Annotated in this window: 22 protein-coding genes; 15 read left to right on the top strand and 7 right to left on the bottom strand. The window is 61.2% G+C overall.

Annotated features, from left to right (window positions below; translation table 11 throughout):
* The first annotated feature begins 1 nt into the window (after position 1).
* From ACWHXT_RS07105 to ACWHXT_RS07095, 3 genes are read left to right on the top strand one after another with little or no spacing between them, the layout of a single operon-like run.
* The gene (locus ACWHXT_RS07105) at positions 2-841 is read left to right on the top strand and encodes a hypothetical protein (RefSeq protein WP_447957761.1); all 840 of its coding nucleotides are present in this window, start codon (positions 2-4) and stop codon (positions 839-841) included.
* Positions 838-1,770 (top strand): diguanylate cyclase domain-containing protein, encoded by a 933-nt coding sequence (locus ACWHXT_RS07100; RefSeq protein ID WP_447928786.1) that lies wholly within the window; start codon positions 838-840, stop codon positions 1,768-1,770. The genes ACWHXT_RS07105 and ACWHXT_RS07100 overlap by 4 nt, the downstream gene beginning before the upstream one ends.
* A 43-nt stretch (positions 1,771-1,813) precedes the next feature.
* Positions 1,814-3,211 (top strand): bifunctional DedA family/phosphatase PAP2 family protein, encoded by a 1,398-nt coding sequence (locus ACWHXT_RS07095; RefSeq protein ID WP_447957760.1) that lies wholly within the window; start codon positions 1,814-1,816, stop codon positions 3,209-3,211.
* 7 nt (positions 3,212-3,218) lie between these two features.
* Here the strand turns inward: ACWHXT_RS07095 and ACWHXT_RS07090 are convergent, their stop codons facing one another.
* Genes ACWHXT_RS07090 through mpl form a run of 3 tightly spaced genes read right to left on the bottom strand, consistent with a single transcriptional unit; the run spans position 3,219 to position 5,891 of the window.
* The gene (locus tag ACWHXT_RS07090) at positions 3,219-3,842 is read right to left on the bottom strand and encodes a LysE family translocator (RefSeq protein WP_447957759.1); all 624 of its coding nucleotides are present in this window, start codon (positions 3,840-3,842) and stop codon (positions 3,219-3,221) included.
* 27 nt (positions 3,843-3,869) lie between these two features.
* A complete protein-coding gene (locus ACWHXT_RS07085; RefSeq protein ID WP_447957758.1) occupies positions 3,870-4,514 on the bottom strand; it encodes a flavin prenyltransferase UbiX in 645 nt (214 codons plus the stop codon).
* Positions 4,515-5,891 carry a UDP-N-acetylmuramate:L-alanyl-gamma-D-glutamyl-meso-diaminopimelate ligase gene (gene mpl / locus ACWHXT_RS07080; protein WP_447957757.1) on the bottom strand — a complete coding sequence of 459 codons (1,377 nt, stop codon included), beginning with the start codon at positions 5,889-5,891 and terminating at the stop codon, positions 4,515-4,517. It lies immediately after the preceding gene.
* A gap of 219 nt (positions 5,892-6,110) precedes the next feature.
* Between mpl and ACWHXT_RS07075 the strand changes: the two genes are divergently transcribed.
* The 8 genes from ACWHXT_RS07075 to pepQ all read left to right on the top strand — a co-directional run bounded on the left by ACWHXT_RS07075 (position 6,111) and on the right by pepQ (position 14,985).
* Complete coding sequence (locus ACWHXT_RS07075) at positions 6,111-6,497, top strand: glutaredoxin family protein (protein ID WP_447957756.1); 387 nt, start codon at positions 6,111-6,113, stop codon at positions 6,495-6,497.
* A gap of 402 nt (positions 6,498-6,899) precedes the next feature.
* Complete coding sequence (locus ACWHXT_RS07070; RefSeq protein WP_447957755.1) at positions 6,900-8,471, top strand: ABC transporter substrate-binding protein; 1,572 nt, start codon at positions 6,900-6,902, stop codon at positions 8,469-8,471.
* Positions 8,472-8,631: 160 nt separating this feature from the next.
* Positions 8,632-9,681: an ABC transporter permease gene (locus ACWHXT_RS07065; RefSeq protein ID WP_447957754.1), complete on the top strand. Its 1,050-nt coding sequence runs from the start codon at positions 8,632-8,634 to the stop codon at positions 9,679-9,681.
* A complete protein-coding gene (locus ACWHXT_RS07060) occupies positions 9,678-10,613 on the top strand; it encodes an ABC transporter permease (RefSeq protein ID WP_447928779.1) in 936 nt (311 codons plus the stop codon). The genes ACWHXT_RS07065 and ACWHXT_RS07060 overlap by 4 nt, the downstream gene beginning before the upstream one ends.
* Positions 10,614-10,619: 6 nt before the next feature.
* Entirely contained in the window at positions 10,620-11,636 is a 1,017-nt protein-coding gene (locus ACWHXT_RS07055; RefSeq protein WP_447928778.1) for an ABC transporter ATP-binding protein, read from the top strand.
* Positions 11,633-12,715 (top strand): ABC transporter ATP-binding protein, encoded by a 1,083-nt coding sequence (locus ACWHXT_RS07050; protein WP_447528494.1) that lies wholly within the window; start codon positions 11,633-11,635, stop codon positions 12,713-12,715. Before ACWHXT_RS07055 ends, ACWHXT_RS07050 begins: the two co-directional genes overlap by 4 nt.
* A 49-nt stretch (positions 12,716-12,764) precedes the next feature.
* Positions 12,765-13,676, top strand: a complete 912-nt coding sequence (locus ACWHXT_RS07045; RefSeq protein ID WP_447928776.1) for a LysR family transcriptional regulator — start codon at positions 12,765-12,767, stop codon at positions 13,674-13,676.
* Positions 13,677-13,686: 10 nt separating this feature from the next.
* On the top strand, positions 13,687-14,985 hold the full coding sequence (gene pepQ, locus ACWHXT_RS07040) for a Xaa-Pro dipeptidase (protein WP_447957753.1): 1,299 nt from the start codon (positions 13,687-13,689) through the stop codon (positions 14,983-14,985).
* Positions 14,986-15,057: 72 nt separating this feature from the next.
* Here pepQ and ACWHXT_RS07035 read toward each other — a convergent pair whose 3' ends face one another.
* Positions 15,058-15,864 (bottom strand): TatD family hydrolase, encoded by an 807-nt coding sequence (locus ACWHXT_RS07035; RefSeq protein ID WP_447957752.1) that lies wholly within the window; start codon positions 15,862-15,864, stop codon positions 15,058-15,060.
* Positions 15,865-15,974: 110 nt separating this feature from the next.
* Entirely contained in the window at positions 15,975-16,589 is a 615-nt protein-coding gene (locus tag ACWHXT_RS07030; protein ID WP_447528490.1) for an OmpW/AlkL family protein, read from the bottom strand.
* A gap of 571 nt (positions 16,590-17,160) precedes the next feature.
* On the opposite strand from ACWHXT_RS07030, the gene ACWHXT_RS07025 reads away from it, so the two are divergent.
* Together ACWHXT_RS07025 and ACWHXT_RS07020 are read left to right on the top strand one after the other, a co-directional pair.
* Positions 17,161-18,015 carry an AAA family ATPase gene (locus ACWHXT_RS07025; protein WP_447957751.1) on the top strand — a complete coding sequence of 285 codons (855 nt, stop codon included), beginning with the start codon at positions 17,161-17,163 and terminating at the stop codon, positions 18,013-18,015.
* Positions 18,016-18,018: 3 nt separating this feature from the next.
* Positions 18,019-19,197: a vWA domain-containing protein gene (locus ACWHXT_RS07020; RefSeq protein ID WP_447957750.1), complete on the top strand. Its 1,179-nt coding sequence runs from the start codon at positions 18,019-18,021 to the stop codon at positions 19,195-19,197.
* 29 nt (positions 19,198-19,226) lie between these two features.
* On the opposite strand, the gene ACWHXT_RS07015 is transcribed toward ACWHXT_RS07020, so the two are convergent.
* A complete protein-coding gene (locus ACWHXT_RS07015; RefSeq protein WP_447957749.1) occupies positions 19,227-19,787 on the bottom strand; it encodes a hypothetical protein in 561 nt (186 codons plus the stop codon).
* 177 nt (positions 19,788-19,964) lie between these two features.
* Between ACWHXT_RS07015 and ACWHXT_RS07010 the strand changes: the two genes are divergently transcribed.
* Complete coding sequence (locus ACWHXT_RS07010; RefSeq protein ID WP_447957748.1) at positions 19,965-20,402, top strand: RidA family protein; 438 nt, start codon at positions 19,965-19,967, stop codon at positions 20,400-20,402.
* Between the two features lie 22 nt (positions 20,403-20,424).
* Here ACWHXT_RS07010 and ACWHXT_RS07005 read toward each other — a convergent pair whose 3' ends face one another.
* Positions 20,425-21,897, bottom strand: a complete 1,473-nt coding sequence (locus tag ACWHXT_RS07005) for a cobyric acid synthase (protein WP_447957747.1) — start codon at positions 21,895-21,897, stop codon at positions 20,425-20,427.
* 154 nt (positions 21,898-22,051) lie between these two features.
* Here ACWHXT_RS07005 and ACWHXT_RS07000 point away from each other — a divergent pair, with 154 nt between their 5' ends.
* Positions 22,052-22,972, top strand: coding sequence for a glutaminase (locus ACWHXT_RS07000; protein ID WP_447928769.1), 921 nt, complete (start codon positions 22,052-22,054; stop codon positions 22,970-22,972).
* The last annotated feature ends 6 nt before the right edge of the window (positions 22,973-22,978 follow it).

Here is a 22,978-nt window from a genome sequence, read left to right as displayed (position 1 = left end):
TTTGAGAATCAACTTACTGATGGCCGCCGCAGCGCTTGCCTGCTGGAGCGTAAGCGCCCCGGCAATAGCCGCCACCGCGCTTTGGGCAAGTGCGCTCTGGCTTGCGTTAACCGCGCTGCTTTTGGATTTTACCCTTCGCCGCTCTCGCGACGTTTGCTGGCAGCTTTTCACCAGTGGGCTGCTGTTATGCCTGATTGCCGCTGCCCCGGCGCGCCACAGCATGCTCATTTGGGTCTGGACGGCGCTTTTCATGTTGCCGCAAAGCCGGCGCATGACGTTTTGCAACGTGGCCGGCGCGCTGATTAGCTGGCTGCTGATTGCGCCCAGCACCCCCAGGCCCCAGGCCGTGATGCTGCTTTTAGCGCTTTGCGGGCTTTCACTTCTGGCGTTTGCTCAAAGCCGCTGGCTGATCAACGTCAACGGCACCATACGCCAGCGGCTGCGCCTGATCCCCGGGTTAAACCTGTGGGCAGGCGAGCAGCTTTTGAAGGACCTGAGCCGCGAGCAGATTCGCGCCGAGCGCGAGAACATTTACGCCGAAGTGTTGATCATTCACGTCAAACGCAAAAAGCTATGGTCGTCGGCCCAGCGGCTTTGCGAGCTCATCCACGGTTTCGAAAATGTCTACCACTTGAACGGCTCTTGCCTGGCGGTGCTGCTTTTGTGCCACGACCGCGACGCGGGCGCCAGGCGCCGCCACGGGCTTTGCAAGGCGCTCTCCAGTAGCGCGGTCTACCATCATCTGCCGCTCGCTCAGCTCGACACCACCACCGTAACGCTCGACTCGCTCAGTCAATACTCACTCAGCCAACACTCTGCCTTCGAGGAGACCCGCACATGATTCGGTGCTTACATCCCAAGGCGCTCATGACACTGACCTACGCGATCTGTCTTTTGATCACCGCGCTTTATACCGCCTGGCTTTATGCCATGGGCTACTACCGCGAGCTGGTCGTGCCGATGTTCGTGACGCTACTGCTTCTGGCCGCGCTGCTGCTGCACTACGGCCAGGCCTTTTCGCCCTACGGCCCCCGGGCCATTTTGCTAATAAGTGCCTATATCAGCGTCTCCTCGGCGCTCTATTTCGGGCTCACGCACTCCATGCTGTGGCTTGGCCTGCCCATCGCCGCCGCGTTCGTGCTCTTGCCCCACTGGAGTGCGATGCTCCTCAACCTGCTTTATATACCGCTTTGGTGGCTGCTCCCCCCTGCCGGCGAGGCGTTTTTCCCGTTTCCCTTCGAGTACCTCGCCCTCGTTTTGCTGTTCGCGCTGCCCCCCTGGGAGCTCGCCAGGCGCCACGCCCTGTTAAAGGCGTCCGACCCCAACGACAGCGAGTGCAACGCCTACCATATCGACACCTTGAAGGAGCGCTTGGGCAACGAGTTTCAGCGCGCGCTACTGCTCGACAAACGCCTCGCCGTGCTGGTGCTTCACCTGCCCCAGCTGGACATGGCCGAGGAGCAGTTTGGCGTACGCACCAAAAAAGCGCTGCTCGGGGCGTTTTGTAGCGAGGTCAATAGCCGCTGCCGCGACCACGACTTGCTGGGCCGGGCCGGTAGCGCAAGCTTTTGGCTGGTATTGCCGGACACCAGCGAAAGCGGCGCACTTCTGGTGCGCGAGCGTCTTTATCGGGCGCTCTCCCGGCGGGTCTTGATCGAAACCGGCCCGCTCGAAGCACGTATCGGGGTATGCTTACCGCAGCAAAGCGAACGCTTCGCCCCTTACGTCCGGCGCCTCGAGTACGTCTCGAGAACGCTGCCCGGCGCTTGACGGTCTCGCTTTGGCGCGCCACCAACATTGAATGGAGTCATTTGTGCACCTAGCTGAGCAGTTGCTGGACCTTTCTCTCTCGCCGTTAACCCTGCTGTTGATGATTTTTCTGATTTCCGCGCTCGAGTCCCTGGCCGTGGTGGGGCTTTTGGTGCCCGGGGTGGTACTGGTGACCGCCGCGGCGTCCATGGCGGGCCATCAGGGAGTCGATGTCATTTGGCTACTGCTGGCCGCTTTTCTGGGTGCCGTGATTGGCGATGGGGTGAGTTTCAAGCTGGGCTATGACCACCATGAGCAGGTGACAAAGCGATGGCCCTTGTCGCAGCACCCGGAATGGCTGGGCCGCGGGGCGCGCTTTTTCGAGCGCTACGGCATCTATTCGGTCTTCATCGGACGCTTCGTCGGGCCGGTACGGCCGATCATTCCGCTGGTGGCAGGCATGATGCACATGCGCCCACGCACGTTCTTGTGGGCCAACGTAAGCTCTGCGGCGATATGGGCTCCGGCCTACGTGCTGCCAGGGTATTTGCTGGGCCATACCTGGCAGCGCTACCTGGAACTACCGTCCAATATCGAAACCGCGGTTTTTGCTATCGCCGCGATTATCGTCGCGCTGATCGTGGTGTTCTCCTGGGGTCGCGCTCAGGTAGGCCGCCACGGCCGGCTCTATTTGATGACGGCGCGCCTGGTGCGCCGGGTGCCGTTTATCCGCCGACCCTGGCTTGCCATGAGCCATTCCGGCGAAGTGCCGCTGGCCTCGCTACTGCTGCTGATCATCGCGCTGGCCGCTTTTAGCGGCTGGACGCTTTACATACTACAAAGCAATGGCCCGCTTGCGCTGGACCTGCAGGCCCAGCGGCTGTTCGAATGGCTGCATACCGCGCCACTTCTAAGCGTCAGCGTATTTCTTGCCAAGCTGGGCGATAAGCTCGGTATCGTGGTGCTGATGACGCCCTGGGCGCTTTGGCTTTTGCTGCATAAACGCATCGACGTACTGAGCCACTGGGCCGTAGCACTGGGCGGGGTAGCGCTTCTCAATACCGCCGGAAAAGCCGCCTTCGGCCGCGCTCGGCCCGATACGCCGGACTACCTGACCGGCTCGCTCTCCTACCCAAGCGCCCACACCTCGGGTTTTGTGGTGGTGATCGGCCTGGCCGCGGCGTTCGTGGCCGCCGAGTGCTCGCGTCAGTATCGGCTGTGGATTTACTGGGCCGCCATTTTACTGGTGGTGCCCATGGCCCTTTCACGGCTTTTGCTCGGCGTGCACTGGCTAAGCGATTTAATCGGCGGTGCACTTCTGGGGCTCATCGTGTGCGCGCTGGTCAGGCTTTCCTGGCAGCGCCGTGCTCGCCCGGCGCTGCCGCCCTGCCCAGTGACGCTGCTGGTGGGCGCAACCGTGGTGCTAATGGGCCTACGGGTCGGCTTTTTGCCCCCGGTTTAAGGCGCGCCTAGCCCAGCGCGAGCCAAAGCCCCACCCCAATCATCAAGGTGCCGGCGATACGGTTCATAAGGCGCACGTTACCGCTTTTACCCAGCGTACGACGCAGGGTTTTACCGCCCGTGGCGTAGATCAGCATGCTGGCAAATTCGATGACGAGAATCACCGCGATCAGCGCGGTGAGCTGCTGCGCAAGCCCCCGGGAGCTATCCAAAAACGGCGGCAACAGGGCAACGAAAAACGCCCAGCCTTTGGGGTTGGCGATCGCAGTCACGAACCCTTGAGTCGCCAGTTGCAGGCGCCCGGCGGGCAGGCCCGTATCGAGGGTATCGGGAATTGCCATGCGCCCACGCGAGCGCCACATCATCACGCCCAGGTACACCAGGTACGCCCCGCCGGCCCACTTGAACACCGTAAATAGCGCCGGCTGTTTGAGCATCAGCGCCGCCACGCCCGCCCCGGCCGCTGCGGCCACCAGGCCGACGCCGGCAAGCTCTCCTATCATCATCCAAAGAGTGCGTTTGACCCCCTGGGTCATACCCAGCACCATCGCCAGGGTCATGCACATACCCGGCGTGAGCGAGACGAACAAAAAAGTGGGGATGAAAACGGAGAGTGTCGCCCAGGAGAGCATTCGCGAAGTTCCTTACTATTGAACGGGTTATGAGCCAGCGGGTTGTTCGCCCCAGCGGGGCACCAGAGAATGGGCGATACCCAACTGATTGAGAATGCGCGCCACGATAAAGTCGACCAGGTCGTCGATCGAGGTTGGCTTGTGATAAAAGCCGGGGGCGGCGGGCAAAATGACCGCGCCCAGCCGACTCAGCGTCAGCATGTGCTCCAAATGAATCGCCGAGAACGGCGTTTCGCGGGGCACCATGACCAGGGTACGGCGCTCCTTGAGAGCGACATCCGCGGCGCGCTCGATCAGGTTATTGCTCGCCCCGGTGGCCACCGCCGAAAGCGTGCCGGTAGAGCACGGACAGATCACCATTCTAGAAGGCGCGCCGGAGCCCGAGGCGACCGGGGCCATCCAGTCTTCACGCCCGAAGCAGCGAATCTGGCCCGGCTTCGCGCCGCTTAGCGCCGTCAGGGCTTCCTGCAAGCGCTCGGGCTTGGCGGGCAGGTCCACATCGGTTTCCGTGGCGATGACCATGTGGGCGGCCTTGGAGATCATCACCCACACCTCACAGCCAGCGCCTACCAGTACCTCGATAAGGCGCAGCCCGTACTGGGCGCCGGAGGCGCCGGTCAGCGCCACGCTCACCGGGGCCTTGAACCCCGTCGTGCTATCACGCTCGTCCATTCAAACCCCCTTGTCAGCCAGTGCGCGTAAAAGACGCTCGTGAACGCCGTCGAAACCGCCGTTGGACATGACCACGATACGGTCCTGGGGCAGCGCCCGGGCCACCACCGCCTCAACCAGCGCGTCGATATCGTGATACAGCCCGCCAGGCTTTTGGTCGTCCACCAACGTGGCCATCGACCAATCGAGCCCCTTGGGTTCGAACCAAAAGGCGGCGTCGGCATCTTCGACAGAGCCTTTCAACCGCTCGGCAAGCGCCCCAAGGCGCATGGTATTGGAGCGCGGCTCGATCACGGCCAAAAGCCGCCCGTTGGGGGTTGCGGCGCGCAGCCCCTTCAGCGTAGCGGCGATGGCGGTGGGGTGATGGGCAAAGTCGTCGATCACCTGTATGCCGTTTATGTCGCCGCGCACTTCCTGGCGGCGCCGCGGCGTTTGAAAGCGTGAAAGCGCCGCGCACGCCCGCGCCAAATCCACGCCCAGCCGATGAGCAGAGGCGAGCGCGGCGAGGGCGTTACGCGCGTTGTACTCGCCGGTCAGCCCCCACTCCACTACGGCGTCCTCGGCGGTCTCGCCCGGCTCGTGAATCACCCGAAAGCGGCTGGCGTCCGGCTGTTCCAACTGATAGCGCCAGGGGCTTGCCGGGTCATTTCCAAAATACGCGATCGGTGACCAGGCGCCCATATCGAGCACCCGCGTCAAAGCGCTTTGATCGTCGGCGGTGAGCAACAGGCCCTTGCTCGGCACGGTGCGCACCAGGTGATGAAACTGGCGCTCGATCGCCGCCAGGTCCGGAAAAATATCGGCGTGGTCGAACTCCAGGTTATTGAGCACGGCGATATGCGGGCGGTAGTGGACGAACTTGGAGCGCTTGTCGAAAAACGCCGTGTCGTACTCGTCGGCTTCGACGACAAAGGGCGCTTCTTGCGCTCCCAGCCGGGCGGAAACCCCGAAATTGCGCGGCACCCCGCCGATCAAAAACCCCGGTGTGAGCCCGGCGCTCTCCAAAAGCCAGGCCAGAAGGCTAGCCGTAGTGGTTTTACCGTGAGTGCCGGCGATCGCGATCACCTGGCGACCGGGCAGCACGTAATCGGCAAGCCACTGCGCACCGGAGGTGTAGCGCAGGTTCAAATCGAGCAGCGCCTCGACTTCCGGATTACCCCGGGACAGCGCGTTACCCACCACGACCAGGTCGATGTCCTCGCCGAGGTTATCGGCCCGGTAGGCGTTTTTAAGCGTGATGCCGGCGTTTTCGAGCTGAGTGCTCATCGGCGGGTAGACGTTGGCATCCGAGCCGCTGACCTGATGGCCAAGCTCGCGGGCCAACAGCGCAAGGCTGCCCATAAAAGTGCCACAGATACCGATAATATGCAGACGCATGGGTTTTACCCCCTCCCCTTGGCGACACCGCTTGGCCGAGCGATTCCAAAAAAGCGTAAAAAATCAGTCGCTGAGACTAGCACGCCTTGAAGACAGGCTCATCTTCGCCCGCCAATTTCGTGGCCTGAATGTGACAACGCGCCCGCTTTGTTGCAGGATGCAGCCACTCAATCGACCCACCCTTTTCAAGCGGCGCAGCCCCCGCTTATGGAGTACCTGATGCGTAGCGTGATTCGCACCTTCTTTCGCGGCGTCCGTTTGGTGATGTCTCCTTTCATGCTGGCCTCGGAGAAGCTCTCCACGCCCAAGGGGATGGAGCGCACACCCGAGGCGCAGGCCGAGGCCGACAAGGCCTGCGAGAACCTGGCGCTTTATCAGTTCCGCACCTGTCCTTTTTGTATCAAGGTGCGCAAGGAGATCGCCCGACTGAATCTCAACATCGAAACCCGGGATGCCCAGCACGACGCCGCCAACAAGGAGGCGCTATTGCAGGGCGGGGGCCGGACCAAGGTGCCGTGTCTTAAAATCGCGCGGGACGACGGCGAGACCGAGTGGCTTTATGAGTCCGATGATATCAACCGCTGGCTTCACCAGCGCTTTGGCTAACCTCTTCGCGGGAAAGCGCTGACCGCCGAGACTACTTCGCCCCGGCCGCGATACTCCACCACGACACCCAGCCACGACACGGGCGCAAGCGCGCCCCAACATGTTGGCGCTTGGCCCGGCGGCTTTAGCGGCGTTTTGGGACGCGTCTTCATCGCCATTCCCTTATACATCATCGCTTTGAATCATACGTTAGTTTTATTTCATGAATAAGGCACCACGCGGCTTTGCGCCGACTCATTCAGTAGATGAATGAAGCGTGTCATTTTTTCGATTGTGCCTGGCCACGGGCAATCTCTATGTTATTAAGATGGCTTACGGGCTGACCGTGTCTACTTTGTTGGCGCCTAGTGGAATAGGCGCCAACAAAGTTGAACAATAACTAATGTCTAACGGGAACAATTCATGAAGCTTAAAAAAACGATCCTCGCGTCCGTTATCGGCGCGGCTTTGGCGGGTACTGCCCTACTTCCTCTCACCGCAAGCGCTGAAACGCTGCGTATCGGCTACGCCGCGGACCCGGAAACCCTGGATATCCACGAACAGCTCTCCGGCGGCATGCTGCGCTTTTCTCACCTCGTTTTCGACCCGCTGGTACGCTGGACCAAGGATTTCGAGTTCGAGCCGCGCTTGGCAACCGAATGGGAACAGGTCGACGAAACCCACCTGCGCATGACGCTACGTGAAGGCGTGACCTTCCACTCTGGTAACGAATTGACCGCCCAGGACGTGGTGTGGACCATCGAGCGTTTGCAGCAGAGCCCGGACTACCGCGCGATCTTCGAGCCGATCGCAAGCGTCGAGGCCGTGGACGACTATACCGTCGAGATCACCACCACCGAGCCTTACCCGTTGATGCTCAACCTCGCCACCTACATCTTCCCGATGGATAGCCAGTTTTATACCGGTGATACCGATGGTGGCGACGATAAAGCCGAGATCGTGAAAGCAGGCAACTCCTTTGCCTCACGCAACGTCTCCGGTACCGGTCCCTTCGAGGTCACTAGCCGCCGCCAGGGCGTACGGGTCGACTTCGCGCGTTTCGATGACTACTGGGACACCGAAAGCGAGGGTAACGTCAGTGAAATCGTGTTGACGCCGATTTCCGAAAACGCTTCTCGCGTCGCCGCGCTGCTTTCCGGCGGGGTCGACTTCATCGACGCCGTGCCGCCCAACGACCTGGACCGTGTACGCGACGCCCAGGGCGTTGACCTCATCGAGGTGCCCGGCACGCGTATCATCGGTTTCCAGCTCAACGAAGAGCGTGTCGAAGCCTTCCAGGACGTACGCGTTCGCCAAGCCGTCGACCTGGCCATCAACCAGGAAGGCATCGCTGATCGCTTGATGCGCGGCTTCGCCACCCCGGCCGGTCAGCTCTCCGCGGAAGGCTACGTCGGTTTCAACCCGAATCTGGTACCGCGCTACGATATCGAACGGGCCCAGGAGCTGATGAACGAGGCGGGCTTCGAAGACGGCTTCACCGTTGAAATGATCGCGCCTAACAACCGCTACGTGAACGATGCCCAGATCGCTCAGGCGGTCGCCAACATGCTGTCGCAAATCAATATCACCGTGAACCTGCGCACCATGCCGCTGGCCCAGTACTGGCCGGAGTACGACGAGCGCACCTCCGATATCGCGATGGTCGGCTGGCACTCCGATACCGAAGATACCGCCAACCTCTTCCAGTACCTCACTTTCTGCCCGGATGAAGAGACCGGTGCCGGTCAATACAACTACGGCAGTTACTGCAACGAAGAGATCGACGCGCTGGTCACCGAAGCGGATAGCGAAACCGATCTGGAAAAACGCGCCGAGATGCTCCAGGAAGCCGAAGCCATGCTTTACGAAGACGTCGGCTATATCACGCTTCACTGGCAGAACCTGGCCTACGCCGCCGCCGAAGGTATCGATATCGAGCCGGTCGTGAACGCGATCGACTTCCCGTACCTGGGCGACCTGGTGATCGACCGCTAATACTTGCGCGTTTCGTAGCCGCTAGTTCCCAGCACGACCCGCAGGCAAGGATGCTTCGCTCTCTCGACCGAGAGGGCGAAGCATTTTACGTGGCTGCCCGCTGCGGCTGCGAATCACCCTTTTGCTCCCCTGACCAACGATTACATAGGTGGCGTACGCCATGATTGCTTTTTTAATCAAGCGGCTGATGCACGCGGTATTGGTGATGTTTGTCATCAGTGTATTGGCCTTCGCCATCCAGGATAACCTGGGTGACCCGGTACAACAGCTGGTGGGCCAGTCCGTTCCGGAAAGCGAGCGCGAGGCGCTGCGCGAGCGGATGGGGCTCAACGACCCCTTCCTGGTGCAGTACGCGCGGTTTGCCACCAACGCCGTGCAGGGCGATTTCGGCCAATCCTACTTCTATCGCGAACCCGCGCTCGAGGTCATTGCCCGCCACCTGCCCGCCACCCTCGAGCTGGTCTTTGCGGCAACGCTCATCATCGTGGTGTTCTCGGTCCCCATTGGGGTATACAGCGCCATCAAGCCGCGCTCGCCGGTCTCGCGCTTTTTTATGGGCGCCTCGATTATCGGCATCTCGGTCCCGGTATTTTTGACCGCGATCGTGTTGATCCAGATATTTTCGATCGGCATGACCGTGACCCTCTTTCCCCAGGCCACCGGCTGGGGGGCATGGCTCAACGGCCTGCTTTCCACCTCGGGCAACATGCCCTCCTTCGGGCGCGGCTACGACCTGGTCCATGTCGCCGGCCACTGGGACACCAACTTACTCACCTGGAGCGGTATCCAACACCTGGTGCTGCCCGCGATCTCGCTGGCCTCCATTATGCTGCCGCTGTTCGTCCGCCTGATTCGCGCGGAAATGATGGAAGTATTGCAGTCGGAGTATGTGAAGTACGCCCGCGCCAAGGGTATTTCCATGCGGCGCATCTACTTCGTTCACGCGCTGAAAAATACCATGCTGCCGGTCATCACCGTGGGCGGCGTGCAGATCGGCACCATGGTGGCCTACACCATCCTGACCGAAACCGTTTTCCAATGGCCCGGCATGGGACTGATGTTCCTGGAAGCAATCAACCGGGCCGACATTCCGCTGATCGTCAGCTACCTGATGATCGTCGGCGTCATATTCGTGGTGACGAACACGATCGTGGATTTGATCTACGGCTTCGTTAACCCCACCGTAAAACTGACAGGTAAGCCCGCATGACCACCACGACCGCCCCAAGCCGCTGGGAGCGCCTGCGCGACTCCTATCTGTGGTACAGCTTCAAGCGTGACCGCACCGCTCAACTGTGCCTGTTCATTTTCATCTGTTTGGTGGTCGCGGCCTTTTCGGCACCGCTTTTGGCCCCGACCGACCCCTACGATCTACGCCAGATCAACATCCTCGACTCCGAGCTTCCGCCCTTCTGGATCGACGGTGCCGACGATCGCTACAGCCTGGGCACCGACGCCCAGGGGCGCGATCTTTGGTCGATCATCCTCTACGGCACCCGCGTCTCGCTTTTGATCGGCTTTGGCGCCGTGCTGCTACAGGCGCTGATCGGCGTCACCTTTGGCCTGATGGCGGGCTACCTGGGCGGGCGCGTCGATGCGATTCTGATGCGCCTGGCCGATATCCAGCTTTCGTTTTCCACCCTGATGGTCGCGATCGTGGTGGGTGCGGTGGTCAAGGCCACCATGGGCAGCGCTTTTTACAGCCAGTACGCGGTGCTCATGCTGATTCTGATCATTGGACTTGCCGAGTGGCCTCAGTACGCGCGTACCGTGCGCGCCTCGGTGCTGGCCGAGCGAAGCAAAGAGTACGTCGACGCCGCCCGGGTCATGGGCCTTCGCAGCAAACGCATCATGTTTCGCCACGTGCTGCCCAATACGCTGTCGCCGATTTTCGTCATCTCCACCGTACAGATCGCCAACGCGATCATCTCCGAGGCCGCGCTTTCGTTTCTGGGCCTTGGGATGCCGGAAACCCACCCATCGCTTGGTTCACTGATCAAGGCCGGGTTCGACTATATTCAGTCGGGCTCCTGGTGGATTACGCTGATCCCCGGTGCGGTACTGGTCGTGCTGGTGCTCTCTATCAATTTGCTGGGTGATTGGCTTCGCGATGTCATGAACCCCCGGCTCTACAAGGGGTGACACACCATGGCACTACTTGAAGTTTCACAGCTCGATGTTCGTTTTGCGCTGCGCCAGGGCGAAGTGCACGCCCTGCGCGACATCAACTTCACCCTGGACCGCGGCGAACGCCTAGGGATCGTCGGTGAGTCCGGCGCCGGCAAGTCGGTGGCCGCGTTTTCGCTTTTGAACCTCATCTCCAAACCCGGCTTCATCGCCGGCGGCAGCGTCGCGTTCGAGGGTCAAACGCTCAACAAGATGTCCGAGCGCGGCTTGCGCAAAGTACGCGGCAACCGTATCTCGATGATTTTCCAGGACCCGATGATGACGCTCAACCCGGTGCTTTCCATCGGCGAGCAGATGGTCGAGTGTTTGAAAGCGCACCGGCGTATTTCCAGCAAGGCCGCCCGCGCCATTGCGCTGGACAAGCTCCAGCAAGTGCAGATTCCCTCGCCGGAGAAGCGCCTGGACCAGTACCCGCACGAGCTTTCTGGCGGTATGCGCCAGCGCATCATCATCGCCATCGCCCTGCTGCTCGACCCGGACATCATCATTGCCGACGAGCCCACCACCGCCCTCGATGTCACCATCCAGGCGGAAATCATGGCGCTATTGCTGGATCTTTGCGAGCAGCACAACGTCGGTTTGATCCTGATCACCCACGATCTGGGGGTGGTCAGCCAGGTCACCCAGCGGATGCTGGTCATGTACGCCGGCCGGGTCATCGAGCAGGGCCCAACCCGGGAGATCATCAACGACCCGCAGCACCCGTACACCCAGGGGCTGATCAACGCCCTGCCGCAAATGGCCACGCCCGGCGAGAAGCTCAACCAGATTCCCGGCAGCATGCCGTCGCTTTCCAATCTGCCCAGCGGCTGCGCGTTTCATCCGCGCTGCGACTTCCGGGTCCGCCAAAATGGCGAACCCCGGACGGCGTGTACCGAACAGGTGCCAGGCTTTGTCGATACCGGCAACTGCCGCGTCGCCTGCCACATGGTGGCCGAAATGCTCGAAGACCGCCGCGCGAAGGAGGAAACCCCATGAGTGCCGAGGCCAACGTGATCCCGGCTCGTGAGCTCGAGACGTCCAGCACCCCTGGCGTCAACGAGCCAAGCCCCGAATCGCTTTTACAAATTCGCGACCTGAAAAAACGCTTCTCGCTGTCCGGCGATTTTCTCGATCAGCTGCGCTTTAAAAAGGGCCGGCTGGTCCGCCATCAGGAGTACGTTCACGCCATCAACGGCGTGAACCTGGATATCAAGCGCGGCGAAGCCCTTTGCGTGGTCGGCGAGTCCGGCTGCGGCAAATCCACCGTGGCGCGCACCGTCATGGGGCTTTTGAGCCCTTCCGAGGGGGAAATTCATTTCGACGGTCAGCGTATCGACGACTTGAGTTCCCGCCAGCTGCTGCCGTATCGCAAGCGCATGCAGATGATCTTTCAAAACCCCTACGCGTCGCTCAACCCGCGGATGACCATCCAGCAAACCCTGGAAGAGCCGCTGCGCTTTCACCATCCAGAGTGGGGCCGTGACGCGGTGGCCGACAAGGTACAGTCGGTGATGCAGTCGGTGGGCATCGACCCGGACTGGGGCAAGCGCTTTGGCCACGAATTCTCCGGCGGTCAGCGCCAGCGTATCGCCATTGCTCGCGCTTTGGCGGTAGACCCGGAGTTCATCGTCGCCGACGAGCCGATCTCGGCGCTGGACGTCTCAATTCAAGCCCAGGTGCTGAATCTTTTGATGGACGCCCAGCACGAGCGTAACCTGACGTATCTGTTCATCACCCACGATCTGGCCGTGGTCGAGCACTTCGGTACCCGGGTCGCGGTCATGTACCTGGGGACGGTGTGCGAAATAGCCACCACCGGTACGCTTTTCGACAAGCCCCGCCACCCCTATACTCAGGCGCTGTTATCGGCGATCCCGCGCTTGCAGGATGACCGGCCCCAGCACATTCGCCTTTCCGGCGAGGTGCCGACCCCGGTGAACTTACCCAGCGGCTGCGTGTTCCACGGCCGCTGCCCCTATGCCAACGCGCGTTGTAAGCAGGAGATTCCCGTACTACGAACCCAGGACGACGGCACGCGGGTGGCCTGTCACGGCGTTGAAGAAGGCCGATTATAATGTCGAGCCACCGGATTAGCGCCGCTCCTTCATTATCACGGAGTAAGGCATGGAAATTCGCTGGCTAGAAGATTTTATCGCCCTGGCCAGGACCCGGCACTTCTCCCGCGCGGCGGACGAGCAGCACGTGACCCAGCCCACCTTTTCACGGCGAATCAAGCTACTCGAAGAGGAAATGGGCGCAACGCTGATCAACCGCCAAACCCTGCCGCTGTCACTCACACCGGCCGGGGAGGAGTTTTTGACCCTCTGCGAGCAAATCACCGACCGAGTGCGCCTGACCCGCGACCGGGTTCAGGAAATCAGCGCCGGTCAGCAGCGGCGGATCATGGTGGCCACCCCCCAAAGCCTGCTGCCCCAGTTTCTGCCCCGATGGCTTTCCGACATTGGCTGGCAGGACCGCATTCAGCCCTACCTAAGGGCGACGGGTTGGGTGGCCGGCGACTACTTTCAGGCGCTGGCCCGGGCCGAGTGCGATCTGGCGATCTGCTACTGGCCCACCGGGCGCTGCGATCTGGATATCGACACCAGCGGTTGCATCTACCGGGTAATCGGCAAGGAGCGGCTGATTCCGGTAACCGCGCTGAACCCGGCGGGCGAGCCCGCCGCCCAACTGCCTGGTACCTCCGCACAGCCCGTGCGCTGGCTGGCCTACCCCAAACGCGGGCTTTTGGGCGCGGCGGTGAAAGCGCACCTGGCTCGGCTCTCTCAGAGCAGCTATTTGACCGCCCAGAGCGAAAACCTGTTTGCCGCGAATATCAAGGAGCTGGTGCTGCTGGGTTACGGCATGGCCTGGCTACCCGAGCGCAACGTCGCCACCGAGCTTGAAAGCGGCACACTGATGCGCGCCGGCAGCACCCAGTGGGATGTAACGATGGAGCTTCGCCTGTATCGTCATCAGAAAAAGCACCACGCCGAGCTCGAAAGGCTCTGGAGCGAGCTGCCCTCGCTACGCGTTTAAAAGGATCGTTATGTCTGACACACTCTTGTTACTTCAAAAAGCACACTTGGCGCATCTCGAGCGCACTTACGCCGACCTGTTACAACGCACTGCCTTCGATAGCGTCGCGATTTACAGCGGCCACACCGATAATTTCTTCGCCGACGATCACGCCCCCGCCTTCCAGGCTTACGGTCACTTCATGCACTGGGTAGGGCTAAGCGATGCCCAGCACAGCTGGGTGGTGATCGAGCCGGGCAAAAAGCCCAAACTGCTTCTTTTTGCTCCGAGCGACTTCTGGCACCTGACCACCGCGCTTCCCGAAGAGCCCTGGGTCGAGGCGTTCGACATCACGCTTTGCCGCGAGCGCCCCACTCCCACGCTTTCCAAAAATGCCGCGGTGATCGGTGACATCGAGCGCCTGGACGAGGGCCAACGCCAGGCGCTTGAAGGCCAGGTGATGCCCAAGGCGCTAGTCCACGCGCTGGACGAAAACCGCCTTTATAAAACCGACTACGAACTTGCTTGCCTACGCGAGGCCAACCGGCTGGCCCTGGCCGGCCACCAGGCCGCCAAGGCTGCATTCATCGGCGCCAGCAGCGAACTCGACATTCAGTTGGCGTATCTCGGCGCAAGCCGTCAGCGCGAATCCGCAGTGCCCTATCAAAACATCATCGGCCTCAACGACCACGCCGGGGTGCTCCACTACCAGCACTACGATTTAGCGCCGCCCCAACTGCGCCATAGCCTGCTGGTGGATGCCGGGCATCGCTTCCGGGGTTACTGTGCGGATATCACCCGCACCCACGTCGGCCCGGATGCCCCGGAAACCTTCGGTGCGCTGGTGGTCGCCATGCACGGGTTGAAAAACGAACTGGTCAAAAGCATCGGGCCGGGAGTCGAATACCTGGCGCTGCACGAAAAGATGCACAAACGCCTGGCGGATATTCTGGTGAGCTTCGATCTTTACAAGGACACCGCCGAAAGCGCCGTGCGCCTGGGGGTGACGCGCGCGTTCTGCCCCCACGGGTTGGGGCATTCGCTGGGCCTGCAGGTGCACGATGTCGGCGGGCTCAATGCCGCCGACGGCACCCCGATGCCCGCCCCGAAGGAGCACCCGGCACTGCGCCTGACGCGCACGCTCAAACCCGGCATGGTCGTGACCATCGAGCCCGGGCTCTACTTCATCCCCATGCTGCTGGACCCGCTCAAGGCGCAGGACGTTGCCATCAACTGGCCGCTGGTGGCGTCACTGCTGCCCTGCGGCGGGATTCGTATCGAGGATAACGTAGCGGTCACCGAATCGAGCTTCGAGAACCTGACGCTTTAAAGCGTTGCGCCTTTGAGGGGCGCTTTTAAACACCGGCGCGCTGCTCCGGCGGCCGCGCAAAGGCGCCGGCGCTCAGATACGAAACAGACGGCGGCTATTGTCGCGAAGGGTGTCCGCAATGTCTGACGGCGACTCATCGCGGATCTCACAAAGGCTCTGCCAAACGTGGCGAATACGCTCGGGGCGGTTGGGCTCGCCCTGGAACCCTTGCACGGGCATATCCGGCGAGTCCGTTTCCAGCAAAAGCGAAGAGAGCGGCAGGCGAGACAGGGTGCGGCGGGTTTTGGTGGCGCGCTCGTAGGTCATGGTACCGCCCACCCCAATGAAGTACCCCGCCTCGATAAAGGCTCGCGCCTGCTGCTCGCTGCCGGCAAAGCCGTGCACCACGCCGGCTCTGGGAAGCTCGAGGCGCCTTAAATGCATCGCGAGTTTGTCGTGGGTGCGCCGGGAGTGAAGTATCACGGGCAAATCGAACTGGCGGGCCAGGCGCAGTTGAGCCGTCAGCACCGCCTCCTGTTTTTCGAACTGGGGGTCATCGATAAAAAGATCCAGGCCGATTTCTCCGATCGCCACCAGCTTGTCGGGCTTTTGTTGAAGCCACGCCTCGAGCTGCTCGAGATCGCCCTCTTGCACCTCCTTTACCGCCATGGGGTGAATGCCGAGCGCGGCATACACCGGCTCGAAACGCTCGGCCAGCGCCATGACGCCGTCGAAGCGCTGCGCTGAGACACCTACCGCAATGATCTTTTCCACCCCGGCGTCTCGTGCCAACGCCAGGCTCCGGGTTTCGTTCCCGACAAACGGGGGAAAATCGAAGTGACAGTGGGTATCAACGAAGTAGGTATCAGCTGAGGGGGTATCAACAGACTGTGCGGGCATGTCGGCACTCCTTTAACCGTGACCGGCGTCGTGGCAAACCGGGCATACACAAAAACGCCCGGCGTTTGCCGAGCGTCTAGGTGCTTATCTAGCGCTGTTCACCCGAAGGCTTAGAAGCGGTAGGTAACGCCGCCACCAACGGTAACAGGGTTCATATCGACTTCACCAACGGTCTCGCCGCCGACACGAATGTCGGAGTCCACATCCGAGTAGCTTACGTAACCGTTGAGCATGACGTTGTCGGTGACGGCCAGATCGACACCGGCCTGGCCGATGGCGCCGTAGCTGTGCTTGACGCTAACGTCGCTGGGCTCGCCAGAGAAACGCGTGTAGTTAAGGCCCGCGCCTACATAGGGCTGTACGGGAGAGTCAAAACCACCCAGCGGGTAGTAGTTGACCAGCAGGTTGACCGGTAGACGATCGATCGAGCCGATATTACCCGCCGAGCCAGTGTTCAAGGTGTGCTCGAATTTTTCGGAGCTGTTGAGCTCGAGGCCGACGTTAGGCGTGAACAGGTAGCCCGCACCGAAGGTGAAGCCATTTTCACTTTGCACGTTCAGGGAATCACCGGCCACGTTACCGTTGCTGGAACCGGTATCCGTTTGCGCGAAACCACCGCGAACGAAGATGTCGCCCGCCTCGTTCTGGCTTGCGAAAGCCGCTTGGCTCGCCATCAAGACGCTGGCGGAAATCACGGCGGCAGAAATCGTTTTAACGCTGTTCATAAGAGTCATCCTTTATCTTTTGCCAGGGATTGGCGCCGGTTCGACCGGCTTACTTATACAATATATACCAATCGAACACTGTTTCCAAATAAAGCGTAGAACATATTTATAATATTTTTACATGACGACTGCTTTTTTAAGCACAAAAAAAAGGCCCCCCGAAGGGGGCCCAGGTGGAGCACGCCAGCTCACTCAGTGTGCCGCCCGGCTCGGGCGGCGTAGCAGTAAAGGGAGAGTCGTTTACGCGGTGACTCTGTTCAGCTGCTTCTTGGCTAATATATTGCGAGGTACGTGCCAATATTCATAAAAAACATAAAAATCATGCATTTAAAAAAACAAGCCTGATAAAACTTTCAGCCAGCCGCCTTAGCGCGTCCAGCACTGCACCAACAGCGCGCAAAAAAAGCCCTTCTCGCTTCATTAAGCAGCACTAAAGTCATAGCCAAGCGCTACTTTCTGCTTAATTTACAAAGCATTGCTGCTTTCCGGGCGGCTAACCCGTGGTAGCCGCTTCGTGGCTGACGTAAACTGCCCTTAACGCATTTGAACGAACTTTCTTAAAGGAGCCTCCATGGCGTTCGATTCAACCTCTTCTTACATCGCAACCGACGCGCTCAAGCAGGCGGTCAACGCTGCGGTCATGCTACAACGCCCGCTTCTGATCAAGGGTGAACCGGGCACGGGCAAGACGCTACTGGCCGAGGAGCTGGCCCGCTCGCTCTCCACCAGGCTGATCACCTGGCATATCAAGTCCAGCACCAAGGCCGCCCAGGGGCTTTACGAATATGACGCGGTCAGCCGCCTGCGCGACTCTCAGTTGGGCATAGAGGGCGTGGAGAACGTGGCCAACTACATTCGCCCGGGCAAACTTTGGGAGGCGTTTAGCGCCGATGAGCGCGTGGTGCTTTTGATCGACGAGATCGACAAAGCGGATATCGAATTCCCCAACGACCTGCTCCAAGAGCTGGATCGTATGGAGTTCCACGTTTACGAGACCGGCGAGACCATTCGCGCCGAGCACCGCCCCATCATCATCATCACCTCGAACAATGAAAAGGAGCTGCCGGACGCCTTTCTACGCCGCTGCTTTTTCCACTATATCGATTTCCCCGACCGCGCCACGCTCCAGGCCATCGTCGATGTGCACTTCCCCGATATCGCCCCCAGGCTCGTGTCCGAGGCGCTCAACGTCTTTTTCGAGCTGCGCGATGCGCCGGGGCTCAAGAAAAAACCCTCGACCTCGGAGTTGGTCGACTGGCTGAAACTTTTAATGAGCGACGAACTCTCCCAGGAAGCGCTTTATAACCGCGACCCGGCCAAGGCGCTGCCGCCGATGGCCGGGGCGCTGGTTAAAAACGAGCAGGACACCCATCTTCTCGAGCGGCTGGCCTTCATGCTCCGCCGCCAAAAAGGCACGGGGCGCTAAGCCATGTTCATCGGCCTGTTCGAAACGTTAAAGCGCGCCGGTGTGCCGGTGTCGCTTCGCGAGCTTCTGGATCTACACGCGGTGGCCGAGCGCGGCGTAGTGTTCGCCGATATCGATGCCTTTTACCACGCCGCGCGCACGGTCATGGTCAAGGACGAGCGCTACTTCGACCGCTTTGATCGCGCCTTCGCCGCCTGGTTCGAGGGTCTTGAGAATGTGGACGCCGGCGTCGAGGCGCTGATACCCGACGAGTGGCTGCGCCGCGAGTTCGAGCGTCAGCTAAGCGATGAAGAGAAAGCCAAAATCGAATCGCTGGGCGGACTCGAGGCGCTGATCGAGACCTTCAAAAAGCGTCTCGAGGAGCAAAAAGAGCGCCACGCCGGCGGCAACAAGTGGATCGGTACCGGCGGTACCAGCCCGTTTGGCGCCAACGGCTACAACCCCGAGGGTATCCGCATCGGTCAGGACGGCTCGCGCCATCGTCGCGCCACCAAGGTGTGGGACGAGCGCCGCTTTCGCGACTACGACGACAGCCTGGCGCTTGGCACCCGCAACATCAAAATGGCGCTCCGGCGGCTGCGCAAGTTCGCCCGTCAGGGCGCGCGCTCGGAGTTCGACATTACCGGGACTATTCGCGAAACCGCACGGGATGCGGGGCTGCTCAACGTGCAGATGCGACCAGAGCGACACAATAGCGTTAAAGTGCTGCTGTTTTTGGACGTGGGCGGTTCGATGGATGACCACATCCGCGTTTGCGAAGAGCTCTTTTCGGCGGCGCGTTCGGAGTTCAAGCAGCTGGAGTACTACTACTTCCACAACTGCGTGTACGAAGGCGTGTGGAAGAACAACGCCCGCCGGGCGAGCGAGCGCCTGCCCACCGAAGAGCTTTTGCGCACCTATGGGGCGGACTACCAGGTGGTCGTGGTGGGCGATGCAGCCATGTCGCCTTATGAGATCACCCACCCCGGCGGCAGCGTCGAGCACTTCAACGAAGAGCCAGGCGGGGTGTGGCTCGAGCGTTTGACCGCGCATTTCCCCAAGCTCGTTTGGCTAAACCCTGCGCCGCCGCGCGCCTGGGAGTACACCTACTCCACCCAGCTGGTTCAAGAAATCACCGAGGGGCGCATGTACCCGATGACCGTCGAAGGGCTGGAGCAGGCCATGCGCGAACTGGCACGCTAACCTGGGTCGCCATCAATGGGTAGACGGCGTCAAAGCGTTTTGGGCACGTTCTCGAGCCCTTCCAGAAAGGCCTGCTTGGCACGTTCAAAGGCCTTGGGGTCGTGTTTGAAGCGGCGCAGAATGAGCGCGTGATCCAGTGTCAAGGTCGGCGATACCGCCTCGAGACTTTCGGCCGGGTGGCGGGCATTAAGGCCAATTTGCTCGCCGTTTTCCCCCTCGAACCAGCGCTTGATGCCACACCCCTGGTAGAAAGGCACCTGGCCCGGGTCATCGGCGGCTACCTTGAGCGGCACGTTCAAGCTCAACTCGCTGATCAGTCGCGCCTTCGCGCCTTCCGTCTGCTCCCAGACAAGGCTTAGCGTCATGCCCTCGCCTTTCTCATCCAATACCAAAAGCGCAAGCGCCAATAGCTCGCCATCAGCGCCAACACCGCCCACCAGCCTCGCCGCTTCCTGCTCGAACAGCACGTTCTGAGTGCCGGTAAATACCACCAGCGGCGTCAACCCCGCACTTTGCCCATACACCTTGGCGCACAACGTTGCCAGGCACGCGCTGCGCACGTTAGGGTCTTTAATCTGAACGACCTTCATTAAGCTCTCTCGTTGCACCTGTTTTAAAGGGCCCGCGGGCATCAAAGCCCGCAAGCCTAGAGCATTAAGGCGTAGGGTGCCAGCGGGTTAAGCGGATTGAACCCTAATGTGCCAGGCTGGTCCCATGACGTGATACATCTAACGTCAAAGATTCATCCAGGCCGCCAAGGAGAGCCCATGCCACAGTTCATCAACGACCCAACCCTGCCCAAGCCCGATTTTCCCGGTAGCCACATGGTCGTCGACGACCACTACGTGTTCATTTCCGGTTTGACCATCGCCGACATCGCCGAAGAAGAACCGGTGCTGGGGGATGTGAGCAAGGAGACCCACCGCGTCATGCGCGAGCTAGAGCGGATGCTGCGCCAGGAAGAGCTTAGCTGGGGCGACGTGGTCCGCGTCGATATCCACCTCACGGATCTGGGCGAGATTCAGAAAATGAACAGCGTTTACGCCGAATTTTTCGAAGCCGGCCGCTATCCGGCGCGCACCTGCACCGAGGCCAGCCGCCTTTGCGGCGGCAGCAACGTCGAAATCACCCTGATGGCGAGCCGCCAGCGCCCCGCAAGCGACGCTGCGCCGACCCAGCCCGACGCGGACACCGGCACCGAGTAACACCTCTTGGTCAGAAACGCCCTCAGTCACTGCCCGTGGCTGGGGGCCTGGCGCCGAGTAGCGCGGTGATGCGCTTGATATCCAAATGGGCTTCTAGAGTGTCCGCCAGGCGCTCCAGTTCGCGCTCGCGGTGGGCCCGGTAATCGACGACGACCGGTTCACTGAGCCCCAAGCGCTTAAGCAGCGCCTGGCAGGTGTCACCGCTATCGAACACGCCGTGCAGGTAGGTACCAAGCACCTGGCCATCGTCACTTACCGCGCCGTCTCGGTGGGTTCCCAAATCGAACAGCGGCTGGTCGAGTGCCGCACCGCTGCTGACCCCGTTATGGATTTCGTAACCCGTCACACTTGCCCCTTCCGCCATCATGACACCTGCTACATTGCGAAGCTGCTTGCCCTTGACCATGCGTGTGGTGAGTTCGAGCAGGCCAAGCCCCTTTGCTCGCCCCGCTTCGCCCTCCAGCCCCTCCGGGTCTTCGACCCACTGGCCGAGCATTTGAAAACCGCCGCAGATACCCAGCACCCGTCCGCCGTAGCGCAAATGACGCGCAATCGCCTGCGCCCAGCCGTGGCGTTTAAGCCAGGCCAAATCACTTAACGTGCTTTTACTGCCAGGCAGGAGAATGACGTCCGCCGGCGGGATCGGCTGGCCTTCGCCAATAAACGCAAGCGAGACCTGGGGGTGCAGGCGCAGGGCGTCGAAATCGGTATGGTTACTGATACGTGGCAGGCGCGGCACCACGATATTGAGCGTTTGGGCGTGTTTCTCGGCGTTGACCTTCCCGATGCTGTCCTCGGCGTCCAGCAGCAGCCCGGGCACGAACGGCAGCGTCCCCCATACCGGCTTGGCCGTGCGCGCCTCGAGCCACGCAAGCCCGGGGTTCAAAAGCGCGATATCGCCGCGAAAACGGTTGACGATGAACCCCTGGGTGCGGGCGCGTTCGCTCTCGCTCAAAAGCTCGAGGGTGCCCACCAGCTGGGCGAAAACCCCGCCGCGGTCGATATCCCCTACCAGCAGCACCGGGCAATCGGCGGCTTCGGCAAAGCCCATGTTGGCGATATCGCCTTGACGCAGGTTGATCTCGGCCGGGCTGCCCGCGCCTTCGGCGATGATGACATCGAAGCGGGCGCTCAAATCCTGCCAGGCGGCCATCACGCTCTGCCTGGCCACCTGCTTAAAGGCGTGGTAATCCAGCGCCTGCATATGGCCGTGAACCTGGCCACGCAGAATCACCTGGGCGCCGCGCTCGCTCTCGGGCTTTAAAAGTACCGGGTTCATGTCGCTATGGGGCGCCACCCCCGCGGCCTGGGCCTGAAGCGCCGTGGAGCGGCCAATCTCGCCACCGTCGACCGTGACCGCGCTATTGAGCGCCATGTTTTGGGGTTTGAACGGCGCCACGGAAAAGCCGCGGCGCTTCAGCACACGGCAAAGCCCGGCCACGACGGTGCTTTTACCCGCATCCGAGGTGGTCCCTTGAATCATCAACGTGGCCATCGCGGCGCCTCACACAAAAAGGCGAACTCTAGCGCTGGACGCCAGGCGGCGCAACGCCCAGCACCGGCAAAGCCATCAAAGCGCAAGATCGAAGGACAAGGGCCGCTTTTTCCGCTAGGGTTGCCAGCCTTTCACGACAAACGACCGCCGCTTTATGCAATCGCTTTTAAACGACATTGCCGAACAACTTGCCCTCGAGACCGAGCGAGGCCAGGTCGCCGACTACATTCCCCAGCTTGCCGGCGTGGACCCGCATCAGTTCGGCATCAGCCTGGCCACCGTGGAGGGCGAAACGTTCTCGGCAGGAAGCGCCTCGACCCCCTTCTCGATTCAAAGCATTTCCAAGCTTTTCACGCTGACAATGGCGCTGGGCAAGCTCGGCGACGGCCTGTGGGTCAACGTGGGCCGCGAGCCGTCGGGCGACCCGTTCAACTCCATCGTTCAGCTCGAACACGAAGGCGGCAAGCCGCGCAACCCGTTCATCAACGCCGGGGCGATTGCGGTGGTCGATGCCATCATGATGGGCCACGAACCCAAGGTGTCGCTGGCCGAGATCCTCAACTTCGTGCGCTATCTTGCCGACGACGCTAGCATCTTCTTCGATCACCAGGTCGCCGCCTCGGAGATGGCGCATAAGGATCGCAATGCGTCACTTGCCCACTTCATGAAAGCCTTTGGGCGGCTGCGCCATGACGTCGACAAGGTGCTGGGCACCTATTTCCACCAGTGCGCCATCGCCATGAGCTGCGAGCAGCTCGCCCGGGCAGGGCTTTTCCTCGCCTCCGACGGCGTCAACCGGCCACGCAATATTCGCGTGGTGTCACCCCAGCGGGCGCGGCGTATCAACTCGCTGATGATGATGTGCGGCCACTACGACGCCTCCGGCGAGTTCGCGTTCCGCGTGGGCTTGCCGGGTAAAAGCGGCGTGGGCGGCGGCATTCTCGCCATCGCCCCGGGCCGCGGCGCCCTGGCGGTGTGGTCGCCGGGCCTCGATGAGTTCGGCAACAGCCTGCTTGGCACCCGGGCGCTGGAGCTATTCGTTCAGCGTACCGAGTGGTCGGTCTTCGGGCACTGACCGGGC

Source organism: Vreelandella halophytica (genome assembly GCF_968193635.1).
This window is presented reverse-complemented; position numbering and strand designations above follow the sequence as displayed.